General features: G+C 36.6%; 26 protein-coding genes. 13 read left to right on the top strand and 13 right to left on the bottom strand.

Going from position 1 to position 19,082, the window contains the following annotated elements; translation table 11 throughout:
* Positions 1-470 precede the first annotated feature (470 nt).
* The 13 genes from AAV96_RS09705 to AAV96_RS09635 form a co-directional block, all read right to left on the bottom strand.
* Positions 471-719 (bottom strand): helix-turn-helix domain-containing protein, encoded by a 249-nt coding sequence (locus AAV96_RS09705; RefSeq protein ID WP_046739151.1) that lies wholly within the window; start codon positions 717-719, stop codon positions 471-473.
* Complete coding sequence (locus AAV96_RS09700; RefSeq protein WP_046739150.1) at positions 720-914, bottom strand: hypothetical protein; 195 nt, start codon at positions 912-914, stop codon at positions 720-722. It abuts the gene before it with no gap.
* Positions 915-1,358, bottom strand: coding sequence for a hypothetical protein (locus tag AAV96_RS09695; protein ID WP_046739149.1), 444 nt, complete (start codon positions 1,356-1,358; stop codon positions 915-917). It lies immediately after the preceding gene.
* Complete coding sequence (locus AAV96_RS17795) at positions 1,351-2,127, bottom strand: hypothetical protein (protein ID WP_052750600.1); 777 nt, start codon at positions 2,125-2,127, stop codon at positions 1,351-1,353. Before AAV96_RS17795 ends, AAV96_RS09695 begins: the two co-directional genes overlap by 8 nt.
* Entirely contained in the window at positions 2,124-3,770 is a 1,647-nt protein-coding gene (locus AAV96_RS09675; RefSeq protein WP_227505843.1) for a hypothetical protein, read from the bottom strand. Before AAV96_RS09675 ends, AAV96_RS17795 begins: the two co-directional genes overlap by 4 nt.
* Positions 3,767-4,702 carry a hypothetical protein gene (locus tag AAV96_RS09670; RefSeq protein WP_046739148.1) on the bottom strand — a complete coding sequence of 312 codons (936 nt, stop codon included), beginning with the start codon at positions 4,700-4,702 and terminating at the stop codon, positions 3,767-3,769. Before AAV96_RS09670 ends, AAV96_RS09675 begins: the two co-directional genes overlap by 4 nt.
* A gap of 1 nt (position 4,703) precedes the next feature.
* The gene (locus AAV96_RS09665) at positions 4,704-4,952 is read right to left on the bottom strand and encodes a helix-turn-helix domain-containing protein (protein WP_046739147.1); all 249 of its coding nucleotides are present in this window, start codon (positions 4,950-4,952) and stop codon (positions 4,704-4,706) included.
* A gap of 48 nt (positions 4,953-5,000) precedes the next feature.
* Positions 5,001-5,741: a hypothetical protein gene (locus AAV96_RS09660; RefSeq protein ID WP_046739146.1), complete on the bottom strand. Its 741-nt coding sequence runs from the start codon at positions 5,739-5,741 to the stop codon at positions 5,001-5,003.
* Between the two features lie 12 nt (positions 5,742-5,753).
* Complete coding sequence (locus AAV96_RS09655) at positions 5,754-6,335, bottom strand: hypothetical protein (RefSeq protein WP_046739145.1); 582 nt, start codon at positions 6,333-6,335, stop codon at positions 5,754-5,756.
* Positions 6,335-6,793, bottom strand: a complete 459-nt coding sequence (locus tag AAV96_RS09650; protein WP_046739144.1) for a hypothetical protein — start codon at positions 6,791-6,793, stop codon at positions 6,335-6,337. Before AAV96_RS09650 ends, AAV96_RS09655 begins: the two co-directional genes overlap by 1 nt.
* Positions 6,794-6,904: 111 nt before the next feature.
* Positions 6,905-7,783 carry a DUF2303 family protein gene (locus AAV96_RS09645; RefSeq protein ID WP_046739143.1) on the bottom strand — a complete coding sequence of 293 codons (879 nt, stop codon included), beginning with the start codon at positions 7,781-7,783 and terminating at the stop codon, positions 6,905-6,907.
* Positions 7,784-7,847: 64 nt separating this feature from the next.
* A complete protein-coding gene (locus tag AAV96_RS09640) occupies positions 7,848-8,222 on the bottom strand; it encodes a hypothetical protein (RefSeq protein ID WP_046739142.1) in 375 nt (124 codons plus the stop codon).
* A gap of 149 nt (positions 8,223-8,371) precedes the next feature.
* On the bottom strand, positions 8,372-9,016 hold the full coding sequence (locus tag AAV96_RS09635; RefSeq protein ID WP_051063521.1) for a LexA family protein: 645 nt from the start codon (positions 9,014-9,016) through the stop codon (positions 8,372-8,374).
* Between the two features lie 121 nt (positions 9,017-9,137).
* On the opposite strand from AAV96_RS09635, the gene AAV96_RS09630 reads away from it, so the two are divergent.
* The 13 genes from AAV96_RS09630 (at position 9,138) to AAV96_RS09570 (ending at position 19,082) form a co-directional block, all read left to right on the top strand.
* Entirely contained in the window at positions 9,138-9,383 is a 246-nt protein-coding gene (locus AAV96_RS09630; protein WP_046739141.1) for a YdaS family helix-turn-helix protein, read from the top strand.
* Positions 9,384-9,439: 56 nt separating this feature from the next.
* A complete protein-coding gene (locus AAV96_RS09625) occupies positions 9,440-10,096 on the top strand; it encodes a phage antirepressor KilAC domain-containing protein (RefSeq protein WP_046739140.1) in 657 nt (218 codons plus the stop codon).
* Positions 10,097-10,157: 61 nt separating this feature from the next.
* Positions 10,158-10,934 (top strand): hypothetical protein, encoded by a 777-nt coding sequence (locus tag AAV96_RS09620; protein WP_046739175.1) that lies wholly within the window; start codon positions 10,158-10,160, stop codon positions 10,932-10,934.
* Complete coding sequence (locus AAV96_RS09615; protein ID WP_004661664.1) at positions 10,934-11,221, top strand: hypothetical protein; 288 nt, start codon at positions 10,934-10,936, stop codon at positions 11,219-11,221. The genes AAV96_RS09620 and AAV96_RS09615 overlap by 1 nt, the downstream gene beginning before the upstream one ends.
* A complete protein-coding gene (locus tag AAV96_RS09610; RefSeq protein WP_227505842.1) occupies positions 11,218-12,009 on the top strand; it encodes a hypothetical protein in 792 nt (263 codons plus the stop codon). The genes AAV96_RS09615 and AAV96_RS09610 overlap by 4 nt, the downstream gene beginning before the upstream one ends.
* Positions 12,006-12,560, top strand: coding sequence for a hypothetical protein (locus tag AAV96_RS09605; RefSeq protein WP_052750599.1), 555 nt, complete (start codon positions 12,006-12,008; stop codon positions 12,558-12,560). Before AAV96_RS09610 ends, AAV96_RS09605 begins: the two co-directional genes overlap by 4 nt.
* Entirely contained in the window at positions 12,557-14,347 is a 1,791-nt protein-coding gene (locus tag AAV96_RS09600) for a DNA cytosine methyltransferase (RefSeq protein WP_046739139.1), read from the top strand. The genes AAV96_RS09605 and AAV96_RS09600 overlap by 4 nt, the downstream gene beginning before the upstream one ends.
* A complete protein-coding gene (locus AAV96_RS09595; protein WP_046739138.1) occupies positions 14,344-15,504 on the top strand; it encodes a DNA-methyltransferase in 1,161 nt (386 codons plus the stop codon). Before AAV96_RS09600 ends, AAV96_RS09595 begins: the two co-directional genes overlap by 4 nt.
* Entirely contained in the window at positions 15,504-16,481 is a 978-nt protein-coding gene (locus AAV96_RS09590) for a YdaU family protein (RefSeq protein ID WP_046739137.1), read from the top strand. The genes AAV96_RS09595 and AAV96_RS09590 overlap by 1 nt, the downstream gene beginning before the upstream one ends.
* Entirely contained in the window at positions 16,474-17,223 is a 750-nt protein-coding gene (locus tag AAV96_RS09585; RefSeq protein WP_046739136.1) for a hypothetical protein, read from the top strand. The genes AAV96_RS09590 and AAV96_RS09585 overlap by 8 nt, the downstream gene beginning before the upstream one ends.
* The gene (locus AAV96_RS09580; RefSeq protein WP_046739135.1) at positions 17,220-17,702 is read left to right on the top strand and encodes a hypothetical protein; all 483 of its coding nucleotides are present in this window, start codon (positions 17,220-17,222) and stop codon (positions 17,700-17,702) included. The genes AAV96_RS09585 and AAV96_RS09580 overlap by 4 nt, the downstream gene beginning before the upstream one ends.
* A complete protein-coding gene (locus AAV96_RS09575; RefSeq protein ID WP_046739134.1) occupies positions 17,695-18,381 on the top strand; it encodes a RusA family crossover junction endodeoxyribonuclease in 687 nt (228 codons plus the stop codon). Before AAV96_RS09580 ends, AAV96_RS09575 begins: the two co-directional genes overlap by 8 nt.
* Positions 18,381-19,082, top strand: coding sequence for a helix-turn-helix domain-containing protein (locus AAV96_RS09570; protein WP_046739133.1), 702 nt, complete (start codon positions 18,381-18,383; stop codon positions 19,080-19,082). Before AAV96_RS09575 ends, AAV96_RS09570 begins: the two co-directional genes overlap by 1 nt.

Below are 19,082 nucleotides of genomic sequence, written 5' to 3'. Positions count from 1 at the left end.
ATTTCTCCCTTGCAGATTGCAATGTCAAAAGATTGATGATATGAATTTAACTGAAATTTGAAAGACATAATACCTGAAAGAGCTTCACTCTAAAATGCGATAAACCTTTGAGCTAGAACTAGATAAATTCAAAAAATTTAGAAAACAATTTTATTTAAATTATTGTTTTTATAATTAAAAAATTGCTCCAGAGATGCCGCTGCATGGTCGTTACCCTGAACCCGATGAGTTCTCGGGGAGAAACTCATTTTATGCAATATGAAACGATATTAAAGCATATTTAAGCACATGAAAATGTAATTTAAGTTGTTGTATTCTATTGATAATATCTGAAACAATATTAAAGAATATTCAGCGATACGATAATATATTCTACTTGCCTACTATCTGCCTATTTCTCGAAATTTGCCTATTTTTCTCTGCTTTTAGCCTATTGTTTGCCTACTAAATTTTTACAAAAAAAAAGGCGGTTAAACCGCCATTTGTGAAGTTGATTTAACGCGCTTTCGCTCAATATAAGCCAACACATCAGATTTTTTATAAATTATTTTTCTGTAATGCACTTTAGAAAATGGGATACCACCACCTTCAGAACGCATTTTCTGTAACCACGATTTTGAAACGCCTAGTATTGCCTCAAGTGATTCTGGTGAAAATTCTTCATCATTATCTGCGGCTTTGAATTTATCAATCTCAGCTTGTTTATCAACAATTTTCATTTAAATTCCCTCCGTATCCTCTTTCATTTCAGGCAAAACAACTTGATAAATAAAAACTCCAGCAGCAAGCAAAATGATAATTAAAGTAGCCATGCCACCTATTAGCCAAGTCAATAGGTTTAAAACAAAGCAAAATATGCAAGCTAAGCCAAAGATTCCTAGTAATACCAATATTGTTAATATTAATTTCCCCATTTAAGAATCCTCCAAGTTCGGTTTTGGCTCATATTCTTCATCAAAAATTCTATTTAGAAATTCATTGATGAATGGCGAACCAATGCGCTCTTGTTCTGTTTCTTCACCGCAGCATAGAGTATGAAGATCATCTTCGCTTAATTTAGACAGCTCTGTTTCAGCCAACATTAATTCATTGCTGTCTAAAGTCATCAACCATTGATTTAATAATTCAACTTTTACACCGTATGGCTCATGACGATTAATCATGCCATTGTCACACCAGATTTCTGTAGCTGCTTCTAAAATATTTGGGAAACATTCAGCCAAACGTTGACTAATAAACATTTCTAGTTCATCTGGTAGAACAAGCAAATGATCAGGGTATTCTTCAGGGCTTGATCTATCTGAAAGTTCACAAATATCACGAATAATTAATTCGATTTTGCCTAATAAATTACTCATCATTACCACCCAATTTAATTGAACCTTCTTCTGGGTATTCAGTGTAATAAGCATAGTATCCATTACCACTATGACCATTTTCCCACCAGACAATTGTCATTTCAGTGGAAAGTTGATTTTGAATATCAGCAGTAGAATCTTCATTGTCGTAATCTGGTGCACCAAATTGAAATGCTTCAAGTAATGCTTCACAAGTGAGGGTGATACCAAGGTTTATTTGAGGTTTAATAATTCCATTAAATGCAGCAAACATTTCGCTCCAAGCATGGATAATTTTGACATCTATATGTTCTTTACCAATCTCAGATTTGATGGCTTCAAGAGCTTTAACCATCATTTCTGCGTTTGGTTCTCTAGGCATAAGCGAATATGCTGAATTTTCAAATTTAGTAGACCAACCATGGTAATTTGAAAATGCACAATAGTTAGCGACATCAATTGGATCACCTTTATTTAGATGTTGGTACAAGTCCACCCGGCATTTAGTTTCCCAATCTGAATTTTTCCAGTCGTCTTTGAACCCATATTTTTCTTGGGCTTTGACTAATTTAACTTTCATTTGATGTGCAAAGTTATCAATTAGCTTATTTGTATCTGGACTCAAATTAGATATATTGGCTTCATCATGATGCTTAGAAACAAGACTACTAATAAAATCCGCAAGCTCATTTGCATCAATAATTGGTGAATTAGGATGTGCATCTTCAGCAGCAAATGAATTAACAGCAATCCATGACTGTATTTCATTAGAAAAAGTTCCAATATTCATACTGTTACCTCAAAATCTTTTGAATTGAATTCCCAGTTTTCGATCTGACCATTTTCATCAATATTCATAATTATGTAGTCGCCAAAACCATAATCAGCAGGGGAAAGGGTTCTAGGCACATAGCCATCTTGAGATTTGATGACATTGCCATTTGCGTCTAATAATTCCCAACTGCAGCAATTAGAAACTTTGTAGTGAATTTTTGCTGTTTTTCCGATTTCCCAATTTTCAATAATTCCAGATTCAATATTGATTTTTGGGCTCCAAATTTCACCGTCTTTACATGGGACATTTGCACCATCATTGGTATCTTCAACACCATTAATTGTTGAATCTTCCCAAAATTGAACAAGTGCTTTTACTAATAAAGTTTTCGGCGTTTCGATAGGAATTATAGGTGAAGCTTTTTCCTCCAAAAACGTTGTGTCATTCCACCATTTCGGATTTGATTTTAAATACTCAGTATGTTCAGCTTCAGCACCTTTCCATTCTTCAATTGTTACTGCATCAGCAATAGATTGGCCAACAGTAGGGAATTGCTTTAAAGCTTCTTGTTTTAGTCTGTGGACTAATTGCTTTCCAATTTTCTGAGATGGGACAGGGTGTAATATTGGCGCTGAATCTGGTTCTTCAGGAATATTTACACTCCAAAGCTTTGCCTTGATCAAAGCTTTATTTTCATTAAAGAACTTAGTTACTTGTTCTACAGTTGTTGCTATGATTGATTCATCGGCAAGATAACATTCAACACAATCATTAACTGCTTGTATGTATTTAATCGCTAATCCGGCATCGTCATAACGTTTTAATGGTTTAGAAAACCATTCTTCTGTAATTTCTAATTGATCTGCATGAGCATCTTTAGAACCATTCCAGACGGTTGGATAAATCCAACTTGCACCATCACTAAATGGTGAATAGTCATCTGAAAATCTTGGATTAAAGATAAAGTCTTTTCTCAGACGTTGTGCAGCTTTAAATGCTAATTCTGCGGTTGCAGCTGGTAACAGTGATTCTTCATCTTTATGACTATCTGAGATAGCTACACAAAATAGTTCTGCATCAGGATTGTTATTTCTAGGCATCAAAATAGCATTTACATTTTCAAAATCACTAAATGTAAAATTAATATTCGCTGCTTTGGCTAATCCTGTTGGTTTCAAATTATGGCGACAAATACTGCCTAGTAAGCCTGAAATTTCCTCAAGTTTTTTAATGTAATCCCCACCAAAACGAACAAAGCCTTTGTATTCGACATCGTTTGTAGGTAAAACTTTCTGCCAGTCAATGTATGATTCGCTTAAAAATATTTTGAAACCTTCATAAGCATTATGATGATTTGGAATTTCAATTAAACCTATTTTGGTTTCCGTATCATATGAAATCTGACAATTAATCAAACCAGAATAACATTCAGTTTTATTTATAAAGCTTTGGGCATAAGCTTTAGGAATAATAAAGGAAATATCATTTTCGACATTTTCCAATTTTGCATAAAAAAGGATGCACCCATCCGTTGCAACAATGTGTCCTTTGTTGATTGCGATTGCATCTAAATTTCTGAAATCCCATTCATCTTCATCTTTTGATGCAATTAAAGCAGCACGAAGTAGGGCAAGGGGAACAAGTACAGTATGTTTCATTGCGCTTTACTCCCTACGGTAGCTTGAATTAATGCTTTAGCATGGGAAATTGCATTTTTCTTTTTCAAATGAATTAGTCCACGTTCTGCCCAAGAATATTCTTCTGAAGATCCATGCCATTTATATTGAGACGCAAGATCAGGACTGGTTAAGTCTACTAACCAATATTGTTGATCTTTTTCTAATAACTCTAAGTCATCCTCAGTGTTTAATTCTGGGCGCGAGCATTCAATTCCATTAATCGTCATCACTGAGGGTTTTAAACGGAAAAATACTTTTTGCCCTGACGGAGAACAATCATTAAAAAAGTCTGTTATAGAAAAATTATCCTTTGTCGGATCGATATTGACCCACAAGTGTTCATCCCAAGGTTGGAAATTAATTTGTACTTTTTCCCAAGCTAATAGGGCTGATAAAGCTTTGCGTCCATCAATCAAATCTTCAAGACCATTTACTTTAATGGTTTGAAAATTATCTTTTTCCTGTAGATTTTCATCTTTAACGATTGGTTTCAAATCAACATGATCTAATGGCGATTTATCCCAACGTGGTAATTGCTGAGCATTGCCAGCTGCAAACACGTAGCCGTCACTGTTACTGGTCAAGAACCATTTCCAACCATCTTGATCTGTATGGTTAGCATCATTGACATCATTACGACTTAGGATAACCATTTCTTTTAACTGCTGAAGATCAACCCATGTATAACCGTCTGAATTAATCGCATTTTCGCAAGAAAAAACTCGACCATTGTCTTGGACAAAAAGAAATTCATCACTTTCGATTATTGAAGTCGCTGAAGTAACGTAGAAATCCAACTGAACAAAACATTTCAATACATCGGCTTTATTTTGAGTTCTCAAATCAACTTTAAGGCTGTGAAACTGAAATTCACCAGACAATTGCTTTTCAGAGATTTTTAATATTTCCATATTAATTAACCTCCTTCAAAATGCCATGTGCATGTAATTTTTTACGCAGCGTACCTCGATTTAAACCTAAGCGCATGGCTACACGAGTTTGGTTTCCTCTCTCTTGAAGTAGCAACTCCTCGATCAAAGGCTTTTCAAATACATGCAAGACCTCAGCAAAAAGATTGTCAGGCTTTGATTCAATAACTGAGCGAACAATCGTTTTGACTTGTTGTTCGGTGTAAATAGGCAAATTAACTTTTGTATTCATTTACTTTTCCAATATTTAATAGATAGCTTTAGAGAAGGGCACCAAAATTTAGGCTTGGCCCCATCGCTCATGAGTTTTTTTGTTCTTACATGCTGCAACGATGGCTTTTTCGAAAGTAGTGCCTTTAAAACGGTTATATGCAGCATCTAAAACGGAAGTATCAGTAGCTTTGTTAATTGCTGAAATTGCATCATTAAAAAGCTGGTTTTCAGTGCGCTTAGGCTTGGATTCACTCACATTTTGTTGAACGTCTTTAGTTTCTTTAACGCCTGTGGCCTGTTGCTGGTGAGCTTGCTGATTTGAATTTACAGTCTTAGAATTACTGTAATAATGGTCAAAAGCTCTTTGCTGATAACCTGGTGCATTCCAGTATCCAGCATGAATATCGCCAGCAAACCCCAGGAGACTTAAAGCTTTAACAGTTGCATTTGTTTTTGACTTCTTAATCGCGTCTTCGTCATAAACCAGTCCAGTGCTTGCTTTATATAAAGCCTTTGAACCAGCAGTTTGATCAAAACAGCATTTTTGACCATCTTTCATGTACCAAAGTGTGATTACTATCCAATGGTGTATAGTCACATCATCAATTTTTTGGAATCCATGATCTTTAACATCTACGCCCCAACCGTGACCTATAGGTCCGAAGGTCTCAGTAGCTCTTTGAATTAACCAATAAGCTTTTGGTGAAGTTCCTTGATACGGTTTACCTTCAATCTTTTTTGTTTGTGTCGGATCAGTAATACAAACTGAATGCCATAAATCCATGTTTTGGTTGTTACCATTTTCCATGATCGCAACCTCCTAACCTAAAATCTTGCGTTGTTTAGGATCAGTTTTGAAAAAACCTTTTTCATCAAGGTATTTAGTACGACGTACTAACTCTTTTGCTTGTCTAGCTTTATATAGATAAGGTGTGACTTTTTCGGACGGTGTAATAGCAACTAATTGACCATTTCGTTCAATATAAAAATCAAAACCGTTTAACTGAGTTCCCCAAGTTACGTATTTGCTTAAACCCATAGGCAATTTAGAATTAGGATTGCGCTTAAGTACATAAACAGAGTAATTCTCGAATCCCACGCGATAACGTTCATTACCATCACCATCGTTATTTAAGTATTCGCAGAAATACTTTGAAGATTTTTCCTTATGCTTTTGAGTCTCATAAGTTTTCATTGAAAAGCGAAACTTAAGGCAACCGCTAAAAATATCTGCAATTGAAATTGGGCAATTCTTTTCTATGAAGGTCCAGTCTTTTGTATCCACTTCTGCATATTCAATACCGATGCCTTTGCTTAAAGATTCAAGCATTTGAGCAGGGCTAATCGTTTGATTGAAAGCTTCGAATGGATCTTGATTCGGGTGTTGGGCTGCTGTAGACATTAGCGAACCTCCACCAATTTATTAGACTCAATAAAGTTTTTAATTGCTTCGTTGATCTGTTTATGGTCTTGGTAAATTGTGAAGTCATCCACAAATTCGCCGGTCACACTATTTTTAATTTTGCCGATATCCAGACTTGTAATAGTTACATCGGGATATTGGCTTTCAGTTACTCCATAATCCCTTAATTTGGCTTCAAACTTGAAATCAACTGGGACAAGATAACCATCAAGGTTGACTGTTCCTATACCTGAATCTTTTGAAGTAATTGAAAGATAGATCACGCCCAAGTTAGAAGGGCGTGTATTAGGAATAAATGTTTCATCAGCTTTAGAGCTTACAGGTTGAGAAAATGCGATAGTAATTCCTACGATCACAATTAATGCGATAACTGCCGAAATAAACATTACATTTGAGAAACTAAATGTAATATTGTTTTGAGATAGCTTTTGTTCCATAATGCTCTCGTTCCATAATTTTCTTGCTAAATGCAATGAAGATTGACCCTAAGAAGCCCTGAATCCGCCAAGATTAGCAGGGCTTTTTTTGTGCTTTAAATTTAATAAAAATTAAAGTGAACCTTCCAAAATTGTCACGTAGGCAGGTACACTTGGTAATAGAACTTCTTGATCATCTTTAAGAATTGTTTTTCCATTACGGATATATTCAACAGTATCTTCCATAGACTTTTCGATGGCTTTTTCAAGTTGATCTAGGTCATACCAGAAGGTGATATCACCATCTTTAATGCGATAACGGAAACGAGCAGGAAGGGCGTAATGTTCACCGCCACGATGTACTTGAATACCAAATACAATTTTTTCAGGAATAGTTAAATTTCCAGCTACACCAGCTCGTGCTTCAATGGTTTCGTTATATTGAAGTTGGACTTGACCGTTGTCAGTGCGAACACCAGATTTAAAATCGACATTGGTTTTTGCATTCAATGTTTGAACGATTTCATGGAGAACAGCTGCATCAGGTTGGTTGATGTATGGCATTACATCTTCAATGAACAATGCAAATTCAGTCTGACTGAATTTTTTACCTGAGTTATTTTCGATTTTTTGAAATTCAGGTGTTTTTTCTACTGTGAAGTTTGCGACATGATGACAATGACGCGGAACAGCATCAGTACCATTTTCATGCTTATTTTCAACTTGATGATAATCAAGAACAGCCTTTACTTGACCAGCCAACACATTGACAAAAACAATGGTGTTAAGATCTGCAAAACGCTCTACATATGCAATGAAATCTTTAGCAGTGTTCAATTTAACGTTTTGCTTCAGATGCAAAGGGCGTTCTAAAACTTCATGAAATTGATGAACTGAACTACCTTCAGGCACGACAACAAAAGGTACAGAACCAACAGTTTTTGCTGTTTCTTGTAAGCTTGTTTGACCAAGTGCGTAGGCGTATTCAGTATTATTGTTTAGGGCATTCATCGTTATTAACCTTTAAAATGGTTAGTGGAAATTTAAAAAGCGAGCTATATCAAAAGCTAACGAATTAACTTAATGACTTAATTTGTGGTTTGTCTTCAGCTGGAATTTTCTTAAGCTCAACTGGTGTGCCTGAGTCGATTTGCTCAAGGTTTAATTTTTGTTGACGAGGATCTTCACGTACTAACTGTTGATCACTATCTGTAAACAAAACTGTTGCTTCTTTATCGAATTTAGGAAGCGTGGATTTGACATCATCCGTAATTTTATACGTGCCTTTTCCATTTGGTTTAATAGTCAAAGTCACCGTTAATTTGCTGACTTTGCCTGTATCTTGTGAAGCCTGTAATGCATCAGTCAATAACTGATCTAATTCATCAATGGTTGAACCACGTTGAAGATTAGAGAGTGTTTGACAGAACGAAGTGTTTTTAACTGGCATTTCATTCACCTAACATTAGGTTTTTGTTGTGGTGAAATGATCTTATTACAAGTAAATCTTGTATTCAATATTTATTTAAAGAAATTCTTGTATTTTTATATCGGAGCAAAAAAAAGCCTGCATTATGCAGGCTTTCTATTTGCAAAAAATTACATAAGTAATAACTGACTTAAATCTTGATTGGTTTTAGAGCTGATAGAACCAACCACGGTACCAGTCAAATAACAAGTTTCATCAAGAGGCATATACCGTGGTACCCACTCAGTATTTAGAGCTTTCAAAAGAAAAGAACCATTATCATTTTCGATCAGTCTTTTAAAGGTAGAACCATTTGAACACCAAGCGATAACATCATCACCAATCTCAGGCTTAAGATCAGGATTTACAAAGATAATATCTTTTGGTTTATACTCATCCTTCATGCTTTCACCTTTAACTTCAAGGGCATAGCCATTAGGTCCGACATTAAACATACAAAGAATCTTTGGATATTTATCTAATATTTCGAGATGGCGATCATTCCAATTACCAGCTGCAACCCAATCAATCAGAGGAACATATCGCGCTCGGTTTATTGGTTTTAATTCATCTTCTTCACCAAACAGATATGCTTTTGTACACCCTAAAGTATTTGTTAAAGCTTCAAGATTTTTTCCGCGAGGTGAAGTTTGACCAGCTTCCCATTGCTGCACTGCTTGAGGTGTAATTTCAAGCAAATGCGCTAATTCTGTCTGGTCTAAACCTTTAGCTTCACGCTTTTTCGCGATTCGCTTACCCATTTCAAGCTTGTTCATCTCAATGCACACAAGAAAATCTTGTACTAAATATAAAGCAATTCTTTAAAAAAGTCATTGCAAGTAATTCTTGTATTCTTTAAAGTAATACTTGTAATTAGCTAGTAGGGCTTAACCTGTAATGAATAACAATCAAACCAACGTTGAAGTAATTAACGAAAACTTAGTCAAAGCTGCGATCCAAAAAGCAGGTGGAGTAAGTGCGGTCGCTCGTTTAATTACTAAAAAAAATGGAAAGAATTATTCATATCAATCAGTTCAATCTTGGATTTCTCAAGACCGCATCCCTCCTAAATATATTCCCGTTATTTCAGAAGTTACAGGAATAGCTAAGAGCAAATTAGATCCAATTGTATTTCAAGAATAGAAAAACAAAAACACTTTTGGGATTGAGTTACTAGAAAAGGGAGAGGTTGAAAAACTATGAATCAAATTGTTTTAAATCAAGCGTCAGCTAATCAGTTTTCAAGTATTGAACTATTAAAAATCATTAACCAGGTTCGCAATCAATTTGGTGAGTCTCAAATTCGACTTAATGATTTTCATCCGCGTGTTTTTGATGAATTAGAAGGTGAGCACTACGAAACCTTCGTTGTGAATAATCAGAATAATACGGTCACAGTTGCAGCATTTCTTAATCATGATCAGTGCATCTTAGTTGCAATGCGTGAGTCTAAGGGTGTTCGCAGAAAGGTTTTAGAAATTCTAAAACAGCAACAAGCACAAATTCCTCAAACATATGCTGAAGCTTTGCAATTAGCAGCCAATCAAGCACGTCAATTAGAACTTGCAGCGCCGAAGGTTGAGTATTACGACAAGATCGTTGAGCGCTCAACACTGCTTAATGCTTCGCAGGTCGCTCAGAAAATAAAAATTTCAGCAGTAAAACTAAACAAGCTTTTAGACATTTTTGATGTTTATCACAAAGGCGTTAAACGTGCGCGTTTATTCCAACAGTGGTTTATCGATAAAGGTTTTGGAGAAGTGAAACAAACAGGACTTGGCTTTTCACAGCCAATGTTCACAACAAAAGGAGAAGCTTGGGTAATCGAAAAATTAACCAGTGAAGGTTTGGTTTAACCGCTTCTTGTTGGCGCAAGAAGCGGTCAAAAAATTTTATTCATTTAACTTCGAGGAAAAAATGAACTCAACTACTTTATCAGAACATAGCTGTGCAAACAAATGTACGGAATTTAAAAAAACTGGTGAACAATGTAGCCATTGTTTAATTAAGCAGCAAGAAACTGTTTCTGAAAATAATCAAGATTTTCAGGCTGTTTTAAATCTAGTGGGGGGCATTAAAGCAGCTCTTAAAATTCTTAACGGTAATCCTGATGCATTTGATTGGTACTCATTAGAAAAAAACTACTACTACGGCACTCGTTCTAATGAAAATCTAATTTCTTTAGATCAGCTTCAACAAGCTTGTAATAAATACTTTGTCACGGTTTTTGGTGGCATCAAAGCAATTCAATACATTGTTGAAAATGCTCCAGTAGGTGCGACTCATTTTGATCGTTATTTTGAAAAGATTGATTTTCGAACTAAAGAAATCTTTATCTGGGTAGATGGGGCATGGTCACAACAAGAATTAAGAATCATGGGATTCAACAAAGCTATTGCAGATAGTGTTGCTCTTAATGATTTAAGAAATACTTTAGAGACTATCCAATCGCCAGTGATTGCTACTTTTGCAGATAGTAATTTCACATACGAGCAAATTACACAAAGCACAGTTGAACGTATTCAGTATTTTAATTTGCAAAAAGAAGTAGCTCTGGAAGATGAAAATCATTCAGAAGCTGATTCATTTGATAATCAAGCAGATGGTGCATATTTATTGTGGTTTCATTTAACAAAGTCATGTCAAAGCAAATTTGATCTTGATCGCCTACAAAAGTTGGTAGGTGCTCGATAATGAAATCAAACAAGAATAATCGTCCACACCTTCAATGTGTTTTCAATTTCCATAAGTCGGCAATTTCACTTTTGTTAGAAATGCAGCAAGAAGCAATTCAGGCATCTTCTCCAGACGATCAAGTTTGGCGTGAGGATTGGAAAGCACGTTTAGCCTTTGAACATCAATTAAAAGATGACGTTTGTGAGCAAATTGAATCATCGTTATTTGCTTCGAACTTAATCAATTTTAATGGTGAAAGCGTTTTTGTTGTAGTTGCTGATGAAGCACGGGCAGGTGCTGCATGAAGAAAACACCAAAATTCCAGATCAATGATTTAATTTTGAAAAAGAAATCTAATCATGTATTTCAGATTGTTAAGGTTTTCAAAATTGGTAATAGAACGATTAAATATCGGTTACTCAACCTTTCTACATCTTCTGAAACAGCACATCTTGAATCACAGATTGAACGTAAAGCTACAAATACAGAGGTAGAAGCTAATAAGCGTTTGCCTGAAGAAAAAAACCAGCCTATTGAGAAGATAGTTCTATCAAGTATTGGTCCATACAAAGATCATTGGGCAATTGTCTATATCGAACTTAATTCTACCTATAGCCTTGGCGGTGGACGAATTACACTAGTTTGTGATGATTTCGCTGGAAGTAGTTTTTTTGGTCATGTAGGTCAAGCCTCATTTAAAAAGTTCATTGCGCAATGTGATGAATATTATTTGATAAAAAAACTTTTCCCTAAATTGTTGAAAACCGTTCCTGTTCAAAGTGGTGAGGAATTTTTTGAATGGTTTGCAACTAACTATCTTGATGATCTTAAAAATGCTCGTAAGTCTGGTGACATTACTAAAAAGCAATTGCGTTCCGCTTATGATGATATTTCAGATAAAAATTTTAATGGTGCTGCACATCTCTACGATTTGCTTGATGGCGATTCATTACAGTTATTAAGTAATTTACTTGGTGATGATTGGTGGTGGGATAAAAATCCTAGCTTATCAAATAGCCACTATGTATTTCTATTAGACATTCTGAAAGATGTCATTGCCGAATTTAAGAAATTAGATGAGGTGATGGTATGAGCCAATTTACATTAGAAGAATGGCTACAATTGGTTGCTGACCTTAAATCTTCTCAAACAAATTTTAATCTTGGTACAGCAAGTCCTATTTTTCATGTTCAGGAAGAAAAAAAAGTCTATGGACTTAATTCAGAATATTCAGATAAGAGTTGCTGGATAGATGGAGAAGAAGGTACAGAGTTCGATACTGCACTTGATTACTTTAATGAACTAGATGCAGAAGATAAACATGCACTCAATGCTTTAGCAATTGATGCTCATAGTGAGCTTTTTACTGATCTTGATGCATGTGATCAAAGCGATGTTTTAAAAAAATTCTCAAATGATAATGATCTACATCTTTATAAAACAAATTTTAAAGTTGAATGGTTTGATGTTGGTGTTTTCTTAACGCACCAAGAAGCTGATTGGTTTATAAAACGGAAACAGCATGATTATGGAAAATTAAGAGTTTATGTCAAATCCCTATATTGGGCACCTCAACACAAACGATTGATCCAAGCAATTTTGAATGGAGAGATTAAGTACGTGGTTAAAGGGGCAGCTCAATGACTACCTTTGTAAAATTATCACACTCTTTTAAAACTCAATTTGATTTAAATTTCTCTGAAAAAATTATCGTAGATTTCTTTGCTGGTGGCGGTGGAGCAAGCACAGGTTTAGAAATGGGTCTAAACCGAAGCGTATTTGCAGCTGTAAATCACAATCCCAAAGCACTATCAATGCATGAGGCTAATCATCCTCACGCAAAACATTATGTTCAGGATGTTTTTGCAGTAGATCCTGTAGAAATCTGTGAGGGGTATCCAGTCGGCTGGTTTCATGCGAGTCCGGATTGTACTCATCACTCCCAAGCTGCTGGCGGTCAACCACGGAAAAAAGAGATTCGCGATTTAGCTTGGGTTATTCCTAAATTTGCTGGCAAGGTTAAACCAGACGTTATCTCAATGGAAAATGTTAAGCAGATGCTTAACTGGGGACCACTGATTGCTAAACGTGATAAAGCAACAGGTCGAGTAATTACTTTAGACAAAATAATTGTTAATGGAAAAAAACAGTATCGAGTTGCTGAACCTGGTGAATATGTTCCACGAGATAATCAATTTTTAGTACCTGATCCAAAAAGAATTGGTCAAACATGGAAACAATTTGTTCGTCATCTTGAGCGATTGGGCTATGTGGTGGAGTGGAAAAAGCTTGTTGCTGCTGACTTTGGTGCTCCAACTACTCGCGAGCGTTTATTTGTTATTGCTCGATGTGATGGTCAGCCAATTGTGTGGCCTGAACCAACGCACATAAAGAAATCGAAAGTAACTAAAGCAACCAAGAAAAAGCAAAAGTGGCGTGCAGCTGCTGAAATCATAGATTTTAGTGACCTTGGAAAATCTATTTTCAATCGCCCAAAACCATTGGCTGACGCGACATTAAAGCGTATTGCTCGCGGACTTAAAAAATTTGTTTTAGAAACAGATGATCCTTATTTGGTTGAGTCAACATTACCGTTTATTAGCCGAGACTTTGGGACTTCAACAGGGCATGAAATAACTGAACCTTTGGCAACTACGACATCAGCATTTGGTGGTCATAGTGCTTTGGTTAGTCCAATTATTGCGCCATTTCTGACTGAGTTTGCCAATGCATCTCAACAGCGGAATTGGTCTGCTGATCAACCATTAACAACAATTTGTGCTCAAGTTAAAGGTGGGCATCATGGTTTAGTTGCACCATTGCTTATTCATGCTGGACATGGAGAAGGTACACCAGAAAATCCAAGATGGAGTGATGGATGTGACAATATTCTTGATCCTCTAGGAACTATCACGGCTTCTGGTTCAAGTCGCAACTTGGTTGCAGCTTACATGATGCAAGCCAATGGTGGTTTTAATGAGACAGATGGGCGACATCTTTTCGAGCCTTTATCAACCATCACGAATACTGGAAGCCAGCAACAGCTTATTTCAGCACATTTTAGTCAAACAGATCTTAATGGTGCCTTACAAGTAGCTGCCTTTTTTATCAATTTCTATGGTAATGGCGATGCTCGTGACATCACTGCACCACTAGACACACTGACCACAAAAGATCGTCTAGCTCTGGTTACTGTTTGGATTAAAGGTGAACCTTGGGTAATTGTAGATATTCGAATTCGAATGCTCAAGCCAAGAGAGCTATATAAAGGCCAAGGTTTTCCAGATTCTTACGTCATTGAACAAGGTCATGATGGTAAGCCACTAACTAAAACAGAACAGGTCCATATGTGTGGGAATAGTGTTTCGCCTATGCCGATGGCAGCAATTGCTCGAGTAAATAATGTTTTTTTCAATGGTGGTGAAAAATGACGCAACCATTCAATTTATATCAAGGTGATTGTTTACAAGTTTTGAAAGAACTTTCTGATAACTCAATAGACAGCATTGTTACTGATCCGCCTTATGGACTTAAGTTCATGGGCAAAAAATGGGATTGTGAAGTACCAAGCATTGAAATTTGGCAAGAATGTATTCGCGTTCTTAAACCCGGTGGGCACTTACTAGCATTTGCTGGTACTCGTACACAGCATCGTATGGCTTGCAATATTGAAGATGCAGGTTTTGAGATTAGAGACATGATTGCTTGGATCTATGGTTCAGGCTTTCCAAAATCTCACAACCTCGATGGTGAATGGCAAGGTTGGGGTACTGCATTAAAACCAGCGCTTGAACCGATTACTTTCGCACGTAAACCTTTAATTGGTACGGTTGCTCAAAATGTTGAGTTATACGGCACAGGCGCTATCAATATAGACGAATGCCGGGTTCAAACGGCTGATGAGATTGCCAGTACTAAAAATAACAACATTAAAGGCAATGCGTATAACTCTGTAAAAGCAGGTATTAGAGACACGGTATATGTTCAAAACCAACTCGGAAGATTTCCAGCTAATTTAATTCATGATGGAAGTGAAGAAGTCTTGGCAAATTTCCCAATAACCGCCAGTGGAAGTAACAACAAAATAAAAGCTTCAAGTAAGGACCTAAACGGTAATACCAGTAATTCATTTGGTAAAGAAAGCCGTCCTTATGGGACAGAAACAATTTCTTATGGTGACAAAGGATCAGCAGCAAGATTTTTCTATTGTGCCAAAGCAAATCGTACAGATCGAAATGAAGGTACTGAAAGCTCAAATACTCCAATGCTGCAGATGAATTCAACAATGCGAGATTGTGAAAATGTTGATTGGTCTAAGCGGAATGGGAATTTTCATCCAACTGTAAAACCAACTGAACTAATGCGCTATTTGTGCAGATTAGTTACGCCTAAAGGTGGTGTAGTGCTTGATCCGTTTATGGGGTCGGGTAGTACAGGAAAAGCAGCCATATTAGAAGGCTTTAGCTTTGTGGGTATTGAACGTGAAGCAGAGTATTTCGGAATAGCACAGGCTAGATGTCAGTTTGTAAAAGAGGGCATTAGTTCAAAAATGCCTGATCAGCAAGATTTATTTATGGAGGCGTTCTAATGCATTACTACGAAAAGAAAATTGGTGATTATCATCGTAAAGCAGGTCGCCTTAACATTTTACAACATGGTGTTTATAACTTGCTTATGGATGCTTGTTATGACCGCGAAGCATTTCCAAGCGAAGCACAAGCGATTGATTGGGTATGGGCTGAAACTGATGAAGAAATTGCAGCAGTTAAGTTTGTATTGAAAAAATTCTTCGTTATGAATGAGGAAGGCATTTATATTCAGAATCATATACAAGAAGATTTAATCGCTTATAAAGCATATATAACTAAACAGGCAGAAAATGGCAAACAAGGCGGTCGTCCAAAAGGTTCGAAAAACAAACCAAAAACAGGTGATGATTCTGGTGAATCTCAACAAGGCGAACAACCAATTGAACAATCCAAAGAAAACCCAACGGAAAGCGAAATAAACCCAACGCTAACCCAAGAAAACCCAACGGAAAGCCAAAAAAAGCCTAAACCAATAACCATTAACCAAGAACCACTAACCAATAACCAAGATAGTAATGGTAATAACGCGAGTGAGGAAAAAGTTAATTTTGTCCCGATTCAGTTTGCAACCTACAAAGCACATGACAAAGAGTTTTACTCGTTACTTGAACTTGCAAGTGAGCATTCACAATTTCAAATGGACTTCATTGATCTAGCGGTACCAAGACATGAATCAATTTCATCAACTGATTTTCAAACCTTGCTACAAGATTATTGTGATTTCTTCGCAGCGAAAAACGATAAAAACACGCCGAGCATCTGGTTTGTGAAATGGCTTACTTGGATTCAAAACAATATTCAAGATGTGATTAAACGCCGTGAAAAACAAACCAAAGCGAATCAACCTGTAAATACTAATCAACCAGCTAAGGGCTATTTTGAGCGCATTCTCGATGAAGAACAAAGCGCAAACGCAATTGTGGATGTAACTCCAACAAAAAAGCTAATAGCTAATGTGGAGTACGGTCATGCATAAAATTACGATTCAGGATATCCGTATCTTAATTTCAGATTTACGAGTAATTCACGCTGCGCAATTCAACAAGAATTTTCCTACAACTGGTGATAACGCCGTACCAATGGAATTTGTTGAATCTAAAGCGATGGAATGTCTTTGTGATGTCAATATTGATCAGTTTGAACGTGCACGAAACAGATTATTGAAATCGGGCGGTAAGTTCATGCCGTCTTTCTCTGATTTCCGTGATTGGTGCATTGGTGAGACTTGGATGTCAGCAGATGAAGCTTGGGCTCGTGCATGTCGATTTACAGCCGATAAAAGTGTGCAAATCACTCAAATAACTAAAGTTGCATTGGATGAGGTTTTGCCAATGATCTTCGATGGGTATATGAAACCTGCACGAGAGCAATTTATTAATACATACAATGCATTTGTTGCAAAGGCACAACAAGTGGGACGCACCCAAGAAATGTATGTACCGCCAAAGCAATTGGAACACAAGAAAAAAAGCCATGCACCAGTGTCTAATGATGAAGCTGTACAGCGCCTTAACGCATTGAAGCAGAAGCTAAATATTACTAATCGTACAGTTCAACAACCGGCAAAACTTGAACCAAAACAAAACTTGGCAAGTCCAGCAGTTAAAGAACCGTGGCCTGATCCATTTGATCAACCCGACGAATATTTAGAAGCATGTGAGCGTGATGGTCTGAATGTCCCTAAAACCGTTATTAAGCATATTGGTGGTACAGCATGAATCAGACAATAGCTCAAGCAAAAGAGCCAACAGCAGCGAAAACAACGCAATTTAAAAAGGGTACAAGAGTACACATAGATTTCATTAGCGATTCACGTACTGAGTTTTCATGTAAACATATCAAAGGTGATGCGATTGTAGATCGCCATGAAGATGGTTATGTCTACGGTCAATTGGAACTAGGCACCCCGTTTATGTGCCCTGAAAACTTTGTTCAACTCACTTCACTGGAACTAATTAAGCAAATTCGTGAAGAATTCGAAACATGGTTAAAACAGCAAAAGCAATATTCAGTTTTGATTAATCAATATGGAGTTGATGTATTTACCTACGATTCAATTGATGGCTATCAAAAATTAGCTGTTGCATTGGCATTTGAGCTTTGGAAAGAACTTCGCTTAAGCCATGCTGAAAATAAAGCTTTACTTCATAAACTCAATACGTTGAACACTGCTTCAAAGGGTGATCATCATGGGTAAAAGTCGTAATTTATGGGAACAGTGGGCGAAAAACGGCAAAACTGAATTCTTTGCAATGCATCCTCTGATTGAAACCAAAACGAATCGCCAAGCACGCGCACGTCGAGCTTTAGATAAAAAAGTTATATTGCCATGTGCTGTGACTAGCGAAACAGTAAACGGTGATCAACTGCATCAATGCAGTACAGGCGGATTAGTGATTACAGGGAAAGGCTTTATCACTGTAAAACTCCCTTATGGCATTAGTGCGAATGATATTTGGCGTGCAACGATTGACGAGAGCACAGGCAAACAACGTAATAGTTTATCTGTTGGTGCTAAGAAATTTAAACGTCGTGTTTTTGAAATCTATGCACCTATTTTTAAAGCGCTTAAATGGAAAGCAACTTCACAACAATGTGAAATTCGATTGCTTGTTCAGCCACCACGAAAAACTCGTAGTTACAGTGCAAGCACATATCCGCGTTTTGATATTGATAACTATCCAAAACTGCTAATCGACTCTTTGAAAGGTACAGAGCTACTTTTTAAAGATGACAACATTTTTGTGAAAGAAAAAATCGAATTTGCAGAACCTACTGAAGATGGTTGTGTATGGCTTTCATGTGTATTTATCAACGAAACAAATTGGCTTGATAAGAAAGTGAACTTCGACTGGCTTGCTGGGAGAGTTGCGTAATGGCTAAAAGAACTGATTTAGAAAAACGAGTCTTGATCGGTCGTAAACTTGCACTTGCAAGAGAACGCCGTGGAATGCTTCAACACGAAGTTGCTATTGAATTGTTTGGTGTTGAGCAAAAGAACCGTATTAGTGAAATGGAGAATGGTAAGACATTACCAGATGCTGAGTTACTGCAAGTCATGTGCAGTATGTATCGGGTATCTGTCGATTGGGTATTAGGTTTTACGATTAATCCTGAACTAAACGAAACTGAATCCGTTGCAGGTGTTCTGTTTAATAGTGTTGGCGATATTTTGGCAGATAACCTAAATGCGATTACAGCACAGATTTCTTTGTTATGTGCAAGACATATCAGCTCGTTTCCCAAGGCGCTACAGGTACAGCTATTAGAGCAATCAAAAATAGTCGCAAAACAATTTTTGCAACTTGACCGCCCTCAACAAGAGAAATTACAACCTGTAATGATGGATTTAATCCAAACAATTCAGGAATGTGAAAAAGAGCGTGCAGTTCAATTCAATCATATTGCCAAAGGTTTGGAAGATATTTCAGATCGTGATGAGGGTGAAATTCAAGAGAAAATACTTCAAGACTTAAAGAGTCAACGTAAAACACGTTTCACTCAAACAACTTTACTTACTGATGAGAAAGATGAAGCTCAGTTCGATTTCTTTTCAGGTGATGCACTGAGTAATTAA

Source organism: Acinetobacter sp. AG1 (assembly GCF_001005525.1).
GTDB lineage: Bacteria > Pseudomonadota > Gammaproteobacteria > Pseudomonadales > Moraxellaceae > Acinetobacter > Acinetobacter modestus.
This window is presented reverse-complemented; position numbering and strand designations above follow the sequence as displayed.